The 14984-nt window shown below is 33.8% G+C and carries 14 protein-coding genes; 9 read left to right on the plus strand and 5 right to left on the minus strand.

What is annotated here, in order from left to right; all coding sequences use genetic code 11:
- The first annotated feature begins 90 nt into the window (after positions 1-90).
- The 3 genes from bla to ACNQF9_RS07740 all read left to right on the plus strand — a co-directional run bounded on the left by bla (position 91) and on the right by ACNQF9_RS07740 (position 3473).
- On the plus strand, positions 91-843 hold the full coding sequence (gene bla, locus ACNQF9_RS07730) for a BlaB/IND/MUS family subclass B1 metallo-beta-lactamase (RefSeq protein ID WP_417989974.1): 753 nt from the start codon (positions 91-93) through the stop codon (positions 841-843).
- A gap of 105 nt (positions 844-948) precedes the next feature.
- Positions 949-1494 carry a DUF1697 domain-containing protein gene (locus ACNQF9_RS07735; RefSeq protein WP_417960106.1) on the plus strand — a complete coding sequence of 182 codons (546 nt, stop codon included), beginning with the start codon at positions 949-951 and terminating at the stop codon, positions 1492-1494.
- Between the two features lie 494 nt (positions 1495-1988).
- Positions 1989-3473, plus strand: coding sequence for an aminopeptidase P N-terminal domain-containing protein (locus ACNQF9_RS07740; RefSeq protein WP_417960105.1), 1485 nt, complete (start codon positions 1989-1991; stop codon positions 3471-3473).
- Positions 3474-3540: 67 nt separating this feature from the next.
- On the opposite strand, the gene ACNQF9_RS07745 is transcribed toward ACNQF9_RS07740, so the two are convergent.
- Entirely contained in the window at positions 3541-4278 is a 738-nt protein-coding gene (locus ACNQF9_RS07745) for a Dph6-related ATP pyrophosphatase (protein WP_417960104.1), read from the minus strand.
- Positions 4279-4381: 103 nt separating this feature from the next.
- On the opposite strand from ACNQF9_RS07745, the gene ACNQF9_RS07750 reads away from it, so the two are divergent.
- Positions 4382-6445, plus strand: coding sequence for a M1 family metallopeptidase (locus ACNQF9_RS07750; RefSeq protein ID WP_417989975.1), 2064 nt, complete (start codon positions 4382-4384; stop codon positions 6443-6445).
- A 21-nt stretch (positions 6446-6466) separates the two neighbouring features.
- On the opposite strand, the gene ACNQF9_RS07755 is transcribed toward ACNQF9_RS07750, so the two are convergent.
- Positions 6467-6988 (minus strand): DUF7935 family protein, encoded by a 522-nt coding sequence (locus ACNQF9_RS07755; RefSeq protein ID WP_417989976.1) that lies wholly within the window; start codon positions 6986-6988, stop codon positions 6467-6469.
- A gap of 128 nt (positions 6989-7116) precedes the next feature.
- Between ACNQF9_RS07755 and ACNQF9_RS07760 the strand changes: the two genes are divergently transcribed.
- The 3 genes from ACNQF9_RS07760 to ACNQF9_RS07770 all read left to right on the plus strand — a co-directional run bounded on the left by ACNQF9_RS07760 (position 7117) and on the right by ACNQF9_RS07770 (position 11045).
- Positions 7117-7884, plus strand: a complete 768-nt coding sequence (locus ACNQF9_RS07760; RefSeq protein WP_417989977.1) for a sulfite exporter TauE/SafE family protein — start codon at positions 7117-7119, stop codon at positions 7882-7884.
- Between the two features lie 117 nt (positions 7885-8001).
- Entirely contained in the window at positions 8002-10341 is a 2340-nt protein-coding gene (locus ACNQF9_RS07765) for an ATP-dependent helicase (protein ID WP_417960100.1), read from the plus strand.
- An 83-nt stretch (positions 10342-10424) separates the two neighbouring features.
- Positions 10425-11045 carry an L-threonylcarbamoyladenylate synthase gene (locus tag ACNQF9_RS07770; protein WP_417960099.1) on the plus strand — a complete coding sequence of 207 codons (621 nt, stop codon included), beginning with the start codon at positions 10425-10427 and terminating at the stop codon, positions 11043-11045.
- Positions 11046-11297: 252 nt separating this feature from the next.
- On the opposite strand, the gene ACNQF9_RS07775 is transcribed toward ACNQF9_RS07770, so the two are convergent.
- The 3 genes from ACNQF9_RS07775 to ACNQF9_RS07785 are packed head-to-tail and all read right to left on the minus strand — an operon-like array spanning position 11298 to position 13650.
- Positions 11298-12131, minus strand: coding sequence for an OmpA/MotB family protein (locus ACNQF9_RS07775; RefSeq protein ID WP_417960098.1), 834 nt, complete (start codon positions 12129-12131; stop codon positions 11298-11300).
- A 54-nt stretch (positions 12132-12185) separates the two neighbouring features.
- Positions 12186-13187 (minus strand): glycosyltransferase family 2 protein, encoded by a 1002-nt coding sequence (locus tag ACNQF9_RS07780; protein ID WP_417960097.1) that lies wholly within the window; start codon positions 13185-13187, stop codon positions 12186-12188.
- A gap of 13 nt (positions 13188-13200) precedes the next feature.
- Positions 13201-13650, minus strand: coding sequence for a type I restriction enzyme HsdR N-terminal domain-containing protein (locus ACNQF9_RS07785; protein WP_417989978.1), 450 nt, complete (start codon positions 13648-13650; stop codon positions 13201-13203).
- 49 nt (positions 13651-13699) lie between these two features.
- Between ACNQF9_RS07785 and holA the strand changes: the two genes are divergently transcribed.
- Together holA and ACNQF9_RS07795 are read left to right on the plus strand one after the other, a co-directional pair.
- The gene (gene holA, locus ACNQF9_RS07790) at positions 13700-14704 is read left to right on the plus strand and encodes a DNA polymerase III subunit delta (RefSeq protein ID WP_417960095.1); all 1005 of its coding nucleotides are present in this window, start codon (positions 13700-13702) and stop codon (positions 14702-14704) included.
- Between the two features lie 62 nt (positions 14705-14766).
- Positions 14767-14949 carry a CAL67264 family membrane protein gene (locus ACNQF9_RS07795; RefSeq protein WP_417960094.1) on the plus strand — a complete coding sequence of 61 codons (183 nt, stop codon included), beginning with the start codon at positions 14767-14769 and terminating at the stop codon, positions 14947-14949.
- The last annotated feature ends 35 nt before the right edge of the window (positions 14950-14984 follow it).

Consider the following 14984-nt stretch of genomic DNA (forward strand, 5'->3'; position numbering starts at 1 on the left):
GAAAATTGGTATATTTGGGGAATTTTTGCAACATATTTAATTGTATAAGATAATCTTCTCCCTTTAAATAATTAAACTAAAAAGTCAAATATGAAACCTATTTCACCACTTGTATTAGCCTTATTTTTATTATTTTATTCAAATATTTCTTTTGGACAAACAGTAAACAATGAATTGAAAATAACACAAATCAGAGGTGATTTTTACGTGTACACTACGTATAAAATTTTTGGAACCAAAAAGCAAGATGCTAATGCCATGTATGTCGTGACCCCTGAAGGTATTATCCTTTTTGATTCTCCATGGGATACATTTCCTTTTCAGTCGCTACTAGACACGATTGAAGCAAAACATCATAAAAAAATAGTTTTGGTAGTTGCTACGCATTCTCATGAAGATAGAACTTCAGGACTTGACTTCTATAAACAACTTGGAATAAAAACCTATACAACTAAGCAAACGGATGAAATTTCGATAGAAAATGAAAGACCAAGAGCCGAATTCTTGATTGAAAAAGATACCGTCTTTAATATAGGAGACTTTAAATTTGAAACCTATTATGCTGGCGAAGGACATACAAAAGATAACATTGTAATTTGGTTTGAGAAACAGAAAATTCTTTATGGTGGTTGCTTAGTAAAAAGCATTGATGCTAAAGATTTAGAATATGTTGGAGAAGCAAATGTTACCGAATGGCCAAATACAATTAAACGGGTTCAAACTAAATTTAATAAACCTAAGTTTATAATTACAGGACACCATGATTGGACAAGTATATATTCTTTAAAGCATACTTTAAATTTATTACGAGAGAATGAAAAGAAAAATAAGCATAAAAAATAAAGTAGTTTCGATTTTTTGTTGGATTTATAGACAAAATTCCCTGATTTAATTAAATTTAAAAAATTCCCATCCACAATATCTTCGCAAAAATTAAAAGCTTAAAAAATGACAACTCATCTCGCACTACTTCGTGGCATCAATGTTTCCGGTCACAGTATGATAAAAATGGAGGCACTCAAAACGACTTTGGAAGCCATTGGTTTTCAAAATGTGCAAACGTATATTCAATCCGGGAATGTTTTTGTGGACACGGAGGAAGAAAGTTCTGCAAAAGTTGGTTTTCTAATCAAGCAGGAAATTTTCAAAGCTTTTGGACATGAAGTGCCTGTTGTGGTTATTGCCAAAGAAGACTTGGAATCGTGTTTCAAGAACAATCCTTTCTTGAAGGAAAAGGATATTGATATCAAAAAGTTATACGTAGCGTTTATTTCTACGACCTTGCAAAGTACCAGTATGAATGATTTGAAAATTAGCCAATTCAAGCCGGATGAAGCCAGTATTGATGCGAGCAGAATTTTTATTAAATACGCTGTTGGAGCGGGAAAAACCCGATTTGATCAAAAATACATCGAGAAAAAACTGAATGTAACCGCAACAATCCGCAATTGGAATACGGTGACACAATTGCTGAAACTCTACGAGGAAAGATAAACAAAGTACTTTACGGGTAAAAAAATAAGCCGCAGATTCGCAGATTTTTTAAAATCAGTGAATCTGCGGCCATTGATTTAGAAGCAACTGTAAACCGTTTAACAGGGTTAATTTTAGCGGCTTTTTCACTTTAGAAAAAAATAATTATAATTTGACGCAACCTTTTGCAAGAAGTAGCATCTATGTTATAAGTTTAAAAACTATAGCATATAACATTTTACTATTCTAGTATAAAAAAGTAAATTATTAGTGCTTATTAAAAACATTTTTCATAAAGTTTAGTTTTGGTTAATTTTAGAATGATGAAGCACTTTTGCTGAAGAGTACTCAGAAGTTGAAAAACTTTTGGTGCTCTTTTTCTATTTTTAAACGGATAAAAGAAGGATCTTTCAATAAAAATAGTAATTGATACGCACAAAAAAATTATATTTACCTATCAATTCATTCATTCAAAACCTCGTCTTTATTTTGCAAAACTCTAATATTTTAGCGCCATGAATTTAAAACTTTCTTTTGTTTTTACTGTCTTTTTTGTCTGTGTTACCATAGCACAAAACGGAAATCCAAACGATTATTTATCGGCTCAATTCCATAAAGAGCGCAGAGAAGCTTTACGTGCTAAAATGCCTGAGAATAGTGTGGCGGTATTTTTTGGTAATCCCATTCGGAACCGAGCCAATGATGTGGATTTTATCTACCATCAAGATCCTGATTTTTATTATTTAACAGGATATAAAGAGCCGAATTCAGTTCTGGTAATTTTTTCGAACAATCAAACCAATAAAGTAGGGAAGTCATTCCATGAATTGCTGTATGTTCAGGAAAAAAATCCAAGAGCGGAGCAATGGACCGGAGTGCGTTTAGGAACAGAAGGCGCCAAAAAAGAGTTGGGTTTTGAAGATGCTTTCAATGGAGCAGCATTTTTAAATTCAGGGATTGATTATGCCAGTTTTGATACTGTTTTCTTTAAGGAATTTGAAGAAGATACCCGAAATTCGAAAAATGAAAAAGCCGATTTATACAAGTTAATTGGCGCCTTTAAATCCCAAATTGGCTACAACGAAAAAGTGAAATCTCAAATGGATTCGAATGTGCAAAACGAAATTAATGCTAAAAAAAGCATCACTTCAAAAAAGGCCACTATAAATACCAAATCGATTTTGACGTATATGGCGAGTTTGCGGGAGAAAAAATCCAAAGAAGAGTTGGTTTTGTTGACTAAAGCGGTACGGATATCGGCAATGGGGCAACGTGAAATCATGAAAGCGATGCATCCCGGAATGTCTGAAACGGAAATACAGGGAATTCACGAATTTGTCTATAAAAAGTACGGCAGCGAGTTTGAAGGTTATCCGTCAATCGTAGGCGCTGGAAACAATGGTTGTGTATTGCATTATATTGAAAATAGTAAAATGAAAGTCGAAAATGATTTGGTTTTAATGGATTTAGGGGCGGAATATCATGGCTATACTGCCGATGTAACCCGAACAATTCCTGCTAACGGAAAATTTTCCACTGAGCAAAAACTTATTTATGATTTGGTTTATGAAGCTCAAGAAGCAGGAATTGCTGCTGCAAAAATTGGAAATAGTTTCAATGCGCCGGATGCTGCGGCTCGCAAAATAATCAGCGTCGGTTTAGTGAAACTAGGAATTGTTAAAACAGAACAAGAATCCCGTAAATATTTCCCGCACGGAACTTCGCATCACATTGGTTTAGATGTTCACGATCCAGGTTTGTATAATGCTTTTGAAGCCGATATGGTCGTTACTGTAGAACCAGGAATTTATATTCCTATCGGTAGTGATTGTGATAAAAAATGGTGGGGAATTGCGGTACGAATCGAAGATGATATTTTGATTACCACAAATGGACCCGTAAATTTATCTGCGGAAGCACCAAGAAAATTAAATGAAATTGAAGCACTTATGAATGAAAAAAGTGTGTTGGATACTTTCGTTGTGCCAAGTTTAGATTAGCAATTTCTTTCAGATTCTATAAAAATGAAACTCCGTTGTCTTATGACTTCGGAGTTTTTTATTTAAATTATTTTGCAACCAGATCACAATACCAAAACCCAAAATCAAACGCATCAGAAGCACTCGTATCGCAAGCGGTATCGGACGAATCTTCTTTTTCCGGTTTTTCATATTTTCGGTACACGATTTCACCAATTTCAAAATCTATGGGTTTTGAGAAAATGGGACCGTCAAATGTGAAGGTATGGAATTCACCATTTTCACCACAAACATCTACATTTTCAGGTAAATCGTTGATGAAATCTTGATCGATAACGCGACCAACGAAACTTTTATCCAAAAATCGTTCGTTGACACAAACCACAATTGTTTTAAAACCTAAAGTTATGAATTCTTGAATGAGTTCGTGAGTTGGGATTTTCCAAAGCGGGAAAACGCCTTCAAAACCCATCTCGCCTAATTTATCCTCCCGGTATTTACGCAAATCTTCCAGAAAGATATCGCCAAAAATAGAGAGGGTGACGCCTTGGTTTTTTAGTGTAGCCAATGTTTCGCGCATCACATTTTCGTAGACTTCCATCGTTGGCATTTCGGGTATTTGCATGATTTCAAGCGGTAATCCAATGCTTTCGGCTTGCTGTTCCAATAATTCAACCCGGACACCGTGCATCGAAATACGTTGGTATTGCTGGTTGACACTGGTCAGCAAGCAGGCAATATCAATTTCAGGATTTTGTAGGGTTTTGTATAAGGCTAAAGCAGAATCTTTTCCGCTGCTCCAATTAAATAAGGCTTTCTTTTTCAAAGTAATTTTCTTCTGATTTTCTGAAGGTAAACTTACAAAATTAGGCGGATTAGTTTGGGAAACCTTTGTAACTTTGGAAATCGTAGCATTAAATGCCCTAATAATGAAATACCTATTCTTTTTTATTTCCACGTTTACATTTGCCCAACAAACCCAATTTGTTGATTTTAAATCGGTTTTAGGAAAAATTGCCATAAATCCGGTTGAAAAGATAGTCTCAGGAAATGTCGATTATGATTTTGACGTTTTGAAATCTATTGATACCATTAAAATTGATGCTCAAAATATGGAATTTTCTGATTTGAAACTGAACGGAAAATCGCTTAATTACATCAATACACAAAAACAATTGCAAATTATTTTTCCATTTAATAAAGGAAAAAACAACTTGACTTTTCAGTTTTTGGCTAAGCCAAAACAAACGATGTATTTCGTTGGCTCACAGACAAATGATAATATACAAATTTGGACACAGGGACAAGGAAAATATACCAGTCATTGGTTTCCGAGTTTTGATGATGTGAATGAAAAAGTAGTTTTCAATTTAAATATTGCATATCATAAAAACTATCAGGTAATTTCTAATGGAATGTTAAAATTTAAATCAGAGCTTAATGAACTTTCGGTTTGGCAATACCAAATGCAAAAACCGATGAGTTCATATTTATTGATGCTTGCCATTGGGAAATTTAAAAAACAAACACAAAAATCAAATTCTGGAATTCCTTTAGAAATGTATTTGGAACCAAAAGATAGTGGCAAATTTGAACCGACTTATAGGGATTCAAAACAGATGTTTGATTTTTTAGAAAAAGAAATAGGAGTAAAGTATCCTTGGGAAATTTACAAACAAGTTCCTGTTCGGGATTTCTTGTATGCAGGAATGGAGAATACATCGGCAACGCTTTTCAACATGCGTTATGTGGTTGATTCAACAGGTTTTGAGGACAGAAGTTACACAAATGTCAATGCACACGAATTAGCCCATCAATGGTTTGGGAATATGGTCACTGCCCAAACCGGAAAACACCATTGGTTGCAGGAAGGTTTTGCAACCTATTATGCGTTACTCGCCGAAAAAGAAATTTATGGGGAAGATTATTTTTATTCGAAATTATATGATTCGGCGCAACAATTAAAATACGCTTCTCGAACGGATACGATTCCCGTTTTGAATGCCAAAGCCAGTTCATTGACTTTTTATCAAAAAGGCGCTTGGGCACTTTTTGTTTTACACGAAGAAATAGGAGATAAGGTGTTTAAAAAAGCAGTGAAAAACTATCTGAAAAAACATGCGTTTCAAAGTGTAAATACATCAGATTTCTTTGCAGAAATCAAAAAAATATCAGATTATGATTTGGATAATTTTAGTAAAGTATGGCTTGAATCAAGTGTTTTTAATACGCAACAAGCCAATAGTTTATTACTTAAAAACAGATCAATTCAAACATTGTTTGAAGTCGATAAATTGAAAAACAAACCACTGTCAGAGAAAAAGGATTTGTTTGAAAAAACAATGCGGTCTGAAGTGCATTTTTCTGTAAAAGAAGCAGTTGTAAACCAATTAAAAGAGGACCGTTTTCAAGAGAAAGAATCGCTCTTAACATTGGCTTTAGAAAGTAAAAATATACAATTACGTCAAACAGTGGCAGCCGCATTGAATGAAATTCCAGAAAGATTCAGAATACAATATGAAACGTTATTAGGAGACAAATCGTATCAAACCCAAGAAATAGCACTGTACAATTTGTGGAATAATTTTCCAGAGCAACGCATTCTATATTTAGATAAATCAAAAAAATGGATGGGCTTCAATGATTATAATTTAAGAACCTTGTGGTTGACACTTGCTTTATCAACGCCTAATTATGTTACAGATAAAGCATTATTGGTTAACGAATTAACACAGTATGCATCGATTAATTATGAAGCGAATACACGACAAAATGCTTTGGATAAATTGCTCGTTTTCAAAATGATAAATGACCTTGTTTTAGAAAATTTGGTCAATGCAACTACCCATCACATGTGGCAATTTTCAAAATTTGGTAGAGATAACATTAGAAAACTATTGAAAAATCCGGTAATAAGAGGTTCTTTGGAAAAAATACTTCCCCATTTAAATGAATTGGAGCACTATCAATTAAATCGATTATTGAAGGAATAGCAATTACTAGTGTCAATATTTTTACCACAATTGTCCTACTTCATTTTTGATATATGCCAAAGCAGCATTGCTTGGGGATTGTTTCTCCATTAAATCCTTCAAAAGTACTTCACGCAATTTATCGGCATTGTCAACACGATCACTCCTATTAACTTTTCGAATCATTTGGATTGTAGCATTTTTTGCTGTGACAATAATTGTCCAACATTCATCAGTCATGTATATCTGTTGTGCTAAATTATGATCAAATTCCTGTTCAATTTGGGCAATTATAAGATTTTCATAATCGTTTTTATCATTGGAAAGCGGTACAATTCGGATCAATAATTTGGTAGGATTGATACGTTCCAGATACAATGCCATGCGTTCGTAGGCTTGTAAGCGTATGGGTAATGCGTCTTTTTGAGCCTCTTTTTGTAACAACCAGCGTCTTGTGTTTTGTTGGTCCTTAAAATATGAATTAAATAGATAATAGGCAACTCCACCCGTTATTATTGACGGTATTGTGTAGGCCAGAATTTCTATAATTTTTGTAGTGTCCATGTTTTAATAAAATTTATAAAAGCAAAAATATACTTTTTTGACTATAAATCAATTTCATTTTAATAGCAATACATCAATACGAATAGTATTTTTGCCAATCTCTGCGGGAATAATAAAATATTAGTTAAATGGAAACCTATATATTAGTTTTACTTTGTTTGGCAGCTTTTGCAGCAGGATTTATTGATGCCATTGTTGGTGGCGGCGGTTTGATACAAACACCTATGGGTTTAATTTTATTGCCTAATCTTCCTGTTTCAACCGTAATTGGTACGCTAAAAGTTCCCGCTTTTAGTGGGACTTCGTTTGCGGCCTATCAGTATCTTAAAAAAGTGGATATGAACTGGAAATTGCTTGCTATCATGATGCTTTTAGCGTTTCCTTCGGCATTTTTAGGTTCTACTTTGTTGACGTATGTGAGCAATGATTTCATGAAACCATTATTGCTGGTGGTGCTTTCTTTTTTAGTGATTTACACGTATGCCAAGAAAAATTTTGGACAACATATTGAAAAGAATCATTCTTCGAGAACCCAAATTTGGAATGCAATTGGAATCAGTTTTGTGGTAGGACTTTATGACGGATTTATAGGACCTGGAACTGGTAGTTTTTTGGTGGTGGCTTTTATTGCCATTATGGGATTTGATTTTTTGCATGCATCCGCAAATGCTAAAATGGTGAATTTGGCGACAAATTTTGGCTCTATTTGTTTGTTTATTTTAAAAGGAAAAATCATCTGGGCTATTGCCTTGCCTATGGCTGCCAGTAATGCTCTTGGCGGCTGGATAGGTGCTAAATTAGCCATTAATAAAGGGAATAATTTTATTCGGATTTTCTTTTTGATAGTGGTGGTTGGTACTTTAATGCGTTTTGCTTACGATGTATTTTTTAAATAAAAAGTCAGAATCTTTTATTAAATACAAAAGTAAAGTGAATTAAGCGTTTCTTGCTTTTTGGTACTTAAAACCTCATTCAAAATCGCTATTTTTGCATACAAATACATAAAATTATTCATGCACAAATATATCGATCAACTTAACGAAGCACAACGAGAACCCGTTCTCCAAAAAGACGGCCCAATGATTATTATTGCAGGTGCGGGTTCAGGAAAAACACGCGTATTGACTATAAGAATTGCGTATTTGATGAGTCTGGGCGTTGACCCTTTCAGTATTTTGTCGCTTACGTTTACCAATAAAGCGGCTCGGGAAATGAAAAAGCGTATTGCTGATATTGTAGGAAACAGCGAGGCTAAAAACCTATGGATGGGTACGTTTCACTCTGTTTTTGCTCGAATTTTACGCTCTGAAGCGGATCATTTAGGATATCCTTCAAATTTCACAATTTATGATTCTCAAGATTCACTGCGTTGTATTTCTGGAATAATCAAAGAAATGCAGTTGGACAGGGATGTATACAAGCCTAAACAAGTTTTAAGCAGAATTTCCAGTTATAAAAATAGTCTGATTACAGTAAAAGCGTATTTCAATAATCCAGAACTGCAAGAAGCGGATGCGATGGCTAAAAAACCGCGATTGGGAGAGATCTATCAAAATTATGTTGATAAATGTTTTAAATCCGGAGCAATGGATTTTGATGACTTATTACTGAAAACTAACGAATTACTGACGCGCTTTCCGGAAGTTTTGGCTAAATATCAAAACCGTTTTCGCTATATTTTGGTAGATGAGTATCAGGATACAAACCATTCTCAATATTTGATAGTTCGGGCTTTATCTGATAAATTTCAAAATATTTGTGTGGTAGGAGATGATGCGCAAAGTATTTATGCGTTTCGTGGTGCCAATATTAATAATATCTTAAATTTTCAGAAAGATTATGAAGGAGTAAAAACCTTCAGATTGGAACAAAACTATCGTTCAACAAAAAACATTGTGGAAGCGGCCAATACCATTATCGATAAAAATAAAGTAAAGCTGGATAAAATAGTTTGGACTGCCAATGATTTTGGTCCAAAAATAAAAGTGCACCGTAGCATGACCGATGCGGAAGAAGGCCGTTTTGTAGCCAGTACCATTTTCGAACAAAAAATGCAAAACCAATTGCATAATGGTGCTTTTGCTATTTTGTACCGAACCAATGCGCAGTCCCGTGCTATGGAAGATGCATTGCGCAAAAGAGATATCCCATACCGAATTTATGGTGGTTTGTCCTTTTACCAAAGGAAAGAAATCAAAGATGTTTTGTGTTACTTGCGATTGGTTATCAATCCAAAAGATGAGGAAGCATTAGTTCGTGTCATCAACTATCCTGCTCGTGGAATTGGAGATACAACTGTAGAGAAGTTAACCATTGCCGCCAATCATTACAAGCGTTCAATATTTGAAGTGATGCAAAATATTGATAAAATTGACTTAAAACTGAATTCAGGAACCAAACAAAAATTGCAGGATTTTGTTACTATGATTCAAAGTTTTCAGGTGATTAATGAAAATCAGGACGCCTTTTACATCACGGATCATGTTGCTAAAAAAACAGGATTAGTTCAGGAATTAAAGAAAGATGCGACTCCTGAGGGAATGGCTAAAATTCAAAATATTGAGGAATTATTAAACGGAATCAAGGATTTCACTGAAGGTCAAAAAGAAATTGATGGTGCTCGCGGTGCACTGTCTGAATTTATGGAAGATGTGGCTTTAGCAACTGATTTAGACAAAGACACTAGTGATGAAGATCGTGTGGCGTTAATGACGATTCATTTGGCAAAAGGGCTGGAATTTCCACATGTTTTTGTAGTGGGTATGGAGGAAGATTTGTTTCCTAGTGCAATGAGTATGAGTACCCGAAGTGAACTCGAAGAAGAACGCCGTTTGTTTTATGTGGCGCTTACACGTGCGGAACATCAAGCCTATTTGACGTATGCGCAATCTCGCTATCGTTGGGGTAAATTGACGGATAGTGAACCTTCGCGTTTTATTGAAGAAATTGACGGACAGTATTTAGAATATCTCACTCCCACAGAATCAAATTATCGGTATAAGCCCATGATTGATAGTGATATTTTTGGTGATGTGGACAAATCGAAATTGCGTTTGGCCAAACCTGCTAGCGGGTCACCACCAGCCAAATATAATAATGATAATGAACCCAAATCAGATATAAATATTCGTAAGTTGAAACCTGTAACGAATACTGTAACTTCAAGCGGTAGTGCGAATTTATTTGACAATAAACTGGTTGCAGGAAATATTGTAATGCACGAACGTTTTGGCAAAGGTGAAGTAGTGAATATGGAAGGAGCTGGCGCGGATAAAAAAGCAGAAATCAAATTCGAAGTTGGTGGAATAAAGAAATTATTATTGCGATTTGCAAAACTGGATATCATAGGATAAAAAATTTGTTTTGAGTTTAGGTTTTAAGTTGTCTGTTACCTGTACTTTTAAACTTTAAATGTGTTTAACTTTAATTTAAAAAAATGGCTCAATTTATAAAAATATATGAAGATAAACCAAACGAAGCAGCAATTGCCAAAGTGGTTAAGGTTTTAAAAGATGGAGGTTTGGTAATTTATCCTACGGATACCGTTTACGGATTGGGCTGTGATATTACAAATACAAAAGCACTAGAACGCATTGCCAAAATAAAAGGAATAAAGTTAGACAAAGCTAATTTTTCTTTTGTTTGTCATGATTTGAGTAATATATCAGATTATGTGAGACAAATAGACACGTCTACTTTTAAAATTTTAAAAAGAGCATTGCCAGGACCGTATACCTTTATTTTGCCCGGAAATAACAATTTACCCAAAGAGTTTAAAAAGAAAACAACTGTAGGGATAAGAGTTCCTGATAATTCGATTGCTTTAGAAATCGTCAAGCAGCTGGGAAACCCAATTGTTTCGACATCCATCCACGATGATGATGATGTAATAGAATATACAACTGATCCTGAACTGATTTTTGAGAAATGGCAAAACCTGGTGGATGTAGTTATTGATGGAGGTTACGGGGATAATATTGGTTCCACAATTATTGATTTATCGGGAGATGAACCCATAGTGATAAGAGAAGGTAAGGGAAGTCTGGATATTTTGTAAAATTTAAATTTTTAGCAAAACTGTTGGTGAGTTATAATAAATCTCTATATTTACTTATGATTTCAACAATTACAACACATATGCATGATATTCTTAATTATATTTAATTGGTTGTTAAAGAAAAATTGAGGATACATAACGGCAGGTCAATTGACCTGCTTTTTTTATATTACTATTTCAGGACTAGACAAAATAATACAAAAAAAAACGCCCCGATGATTCGAGGCGTTAATATTTTAAAATAATCTGAAATTACGGTCTTTGTTTTTTCATTTCTTTTTCAATCATTTCATAGAATTGATCAATTTTTGGTAAAACAACAATACGAGTTCTTCTGTTACGAGACCTGTTTTCTGCAGAATCATTTGCAACTAAAGGAATATAAGAACTTCTACCTGCAGCAATTAATTGTTCTGGTTTAACACCTAATTGATTCGTTAATACACGGATTATAGAAGTTGAACGTTTTACACTTAAATCCCAGTTGTCCAGTAATACACCTGAACCGTTGTAAGGAACATTATCAGTATGTCCTTCAACCATACATTCAAAATCAGGTTTGTCATTAACAACTTTAGCCACTTTAGCCAAAACCATTTTAGCTCTGTCTGTTACTTCATAACTACCACTTTTGAATAATAATTTATCTGCTATAGAGATAAAAACTACTCCTTTTTCAACATTTATTTCAATATCTGGATCAGATATTCCTACTGAACTTTTTAAGCTAGTTACTAATGCAAGGGTAACACTGTCTTTTTTAGTTAAAGCATCTTGCATTCTACTTATTTTTAAATCTTTCTCTTTGATAGATTCTAATGCTTTTTCAATATTTTGAGCTCCCTTAGTCGACAATACCGTCATGTCTTTCGAAACACTAATTAAGCCTTGATTTTGTTCTTTTAAAGCAGCCACTGTTGCCGCAAAACCTGCTTTTTCCTCTAAGCAAGAATTTAATTTTACAGTTGCAGTATTTAATAAATCTTGGGTTTCTTTATTTCTAGTTTCTAAATCCGTGTATTTCTTTTTAGAAACACAAGAAGTTAAAAGAGCCATTACTGATAAGGCAATTACGATTTTTTTCATGAATTGTTTGAATTTAGTATTAAAGGTTAAAAAACAAAGTTAGTTTTTTAAAATTTATTTAAATCTAAATAAATCGTTAAATACGAGGATTTTTCTAATAAAATAGAAGTAAACGATACTTTTTACACTATAGTATTCAAGATTTTGAAATTCGTCTCTTTTTTTATAATACTGAACAAAACGAATATAAAAGGACCAATGAGCCTTGAGTATTGCCACAAAATGGTTGGATTTTCCTTGTACTAAAAATTGCAGACCTGCAATGCCATCGAGAACCATTCGTGCTAAAAGAATCGTATATAATTTTTTTTCAGGAAGATTTTTAGTCAGCATCAACAATGAATTTCTAAAATTTAAATATGTTTTTTTGGGATTTCCTTGTTGTAAAGTCGCCCCGCCTACATGATAAACAACCGATTGGAAGTTGTATTTTATTTTAAAACCTTTATTAAAAGCCCGCCAACAAAGATCAATTTCCTCCTGATGTGCAAAAAAGCCATCGTCAAAACCCTTTAAATCCTTATAAACGGTACTTCGTATAAAAAAGCAAGCTCCGGAAGCCCAAAAGATTTCACAATTAGTATCATACTGTCCGTTATCTTTTTCTAAAGAATCAAAAATACGACCTCTGCAATAGGGATAACCGTATTGATCAATAAATCCTCCGGCAGCACCAGCATATTCAAAATACTCTTTGCGTTTGTAATCCAGTATTTTAGGTTGGATAATAGCTGTATCTGGTTCCTCTATAAAATTTTTAATAATGGGCTGCAACCAATTTTCAGTAACCTCAATATCCGAGTTAACCAAAGCATAAACTTCAGCATCAATAGCTTTTAATGCCGCGTTATACCCACTTGCAAAACCCAAATTACGCTCATTTTCAACAATTTTAACTGATGGGAAAAATGTTTTTATAAAAGAAATAGAAGCATCTGTAGAGGCATTATCCGCAACATAAACGGTGGCTTCTGGAGAATATTTCAGCACTGATGGCAAAAATTTTTCCAACAATAAAATTCCATTCCAATTCAGTATAACAACAGCTATTTTCATCTTTAAAATTTGATTATTGGATTTGGTACATTGGTAATTCAGTTAAAAACTGGTATTTCTGATTCTCAAAATCCATTTGACAAAAGTAATGATTCAATCCGTTAGTCACCATCAGGAATTGCGCTTTCATCGTCATGTTATACCGGGCAATTTGGTCGAAAGTTGCTTGTGCAATTTTAACTTCAGGTGCTTTGCATTCGATTAAAATGAAAATTGAACCATCAGGATTGAAAACCACTACATCATATCTTTTTCGCAAGCCATTGATTTTTAGTACTTTTTCTACATTAATCAATGATTTTGGATATTTTTTTTCATCTAATAAAAACTGAACAACATGCTGTCTAACCCATTCTTCGGGCGTGAGAATGATAAATTTTTTCCTTATTTCATCAAAAATGGAGACTTTATTTTCGCTATTTTTGAACCGAAAGGTGTAAAGTTGAAAATTTAATTTTTGCATGCAGCAAAAGTAAGGCTTTTAGATAATAGATTAAAAGAGAATAGCGAATATGGACGAAGTATTAAAAATTGTAAATGATATAAAAAGTGGCAACATCAAACCCATCTATTTTTTGATGGGAGAAGAGCCCTATTATATTGATAAACTATCGGATTATATTGAGAAAAAAGTACTAACCGAAGAGGAAAAAGGTTTCAATCAAACGGTTTTATATGGGCGAGATGTTACCATAGAAGATATTGTTTCGACTGCCAAACGCTATCCAATGATGGCAGAACGACAAGTAATAATCGTAAAAGAAGCACAGGATTTAATCAGAACCATAGACAAACTGGAAAATTATGCTGAAAATCCAATGGCATCAACGGTTTTGGTATTTTGCTATAAATATAAAACATTAGACAAACGAAAGAAACTTACTAAGCTAGTTGCCAAAAATGGTGTGGTTTATGAAAGTAAAAAGCTCTATGAAAACCAAGTGGTAGAGTGGATTAAACGTGTTTTGTCAGGAAAAAAATATACAATTGAACCTAAGGCTACCGCAATGCTGGTAGAGTTCCTTGGTACAGATTTAAGTAAAATAAACAATGAATTGGAGAAACTACAGATTGTTTTGCCAATAGGAACAACTATAACTCCCAAACATATTGAGGAAAATATAGGTTTTAGTAAAGATTTTAATGTATTTGAATTGCGAAAAGCACTTGGAGAACGCAACCAATTAAAAGCCTATACGATTGCTGAAAATTTTGCTCAGAATCCAAAAGACAATCCAATGGTAGTAACTACAAGTTTGGTTTTTGGTTTTTTTATTCAATTGTTAAAGTATCATGGATTGAAAGATAGGAATCCAAAAAATGTGGCGGCAGTACTAGGGGTAAATCCTTTTTTTCTGAAAGAATATGATGTGGCTTTAAAAAATTATCCCATGAAAAAAGTAAGTCAAATTGTGGGTGCTATAAGAGATATTGATGTTAAGAGTAAAGGTGTTGGCGCTAATGCGATGTCTCAATCTGACTTATTACGAGAAATGCTCTATAAAATATTTAATTAAAAGGCAAAATTTCCGATATTTGTAATCCAAAAATTGGTGATTTAAAAATATATACCAGGACTATGTCAATGAATAAAAATACTATTTTAGGTTGGGCTACTTTAATTATGATCGTAATGGGTTTATTGCTGATTGCATTAGGTGCATTTAGATATGATGACGTAGCAGGATGGGGATTTGCTGCTGTGGGTGTGGGCTTTTTGGCTAACGCTTGGGTTTTTAGTTCCCTTAAAGGAAGAGTCTAGTAGGTGTACAAATTGAGAAAAGAGCCTTAATGGCA

Source organism: Flavobacterium amylolyticum (genome assembly GCF_048284335.1).
Classification (GTDB): Bacteria; Bacteroidota; Bacteroidia; order Flavobacteriales; family Flavobacteriaceae; genus Flavobacterium.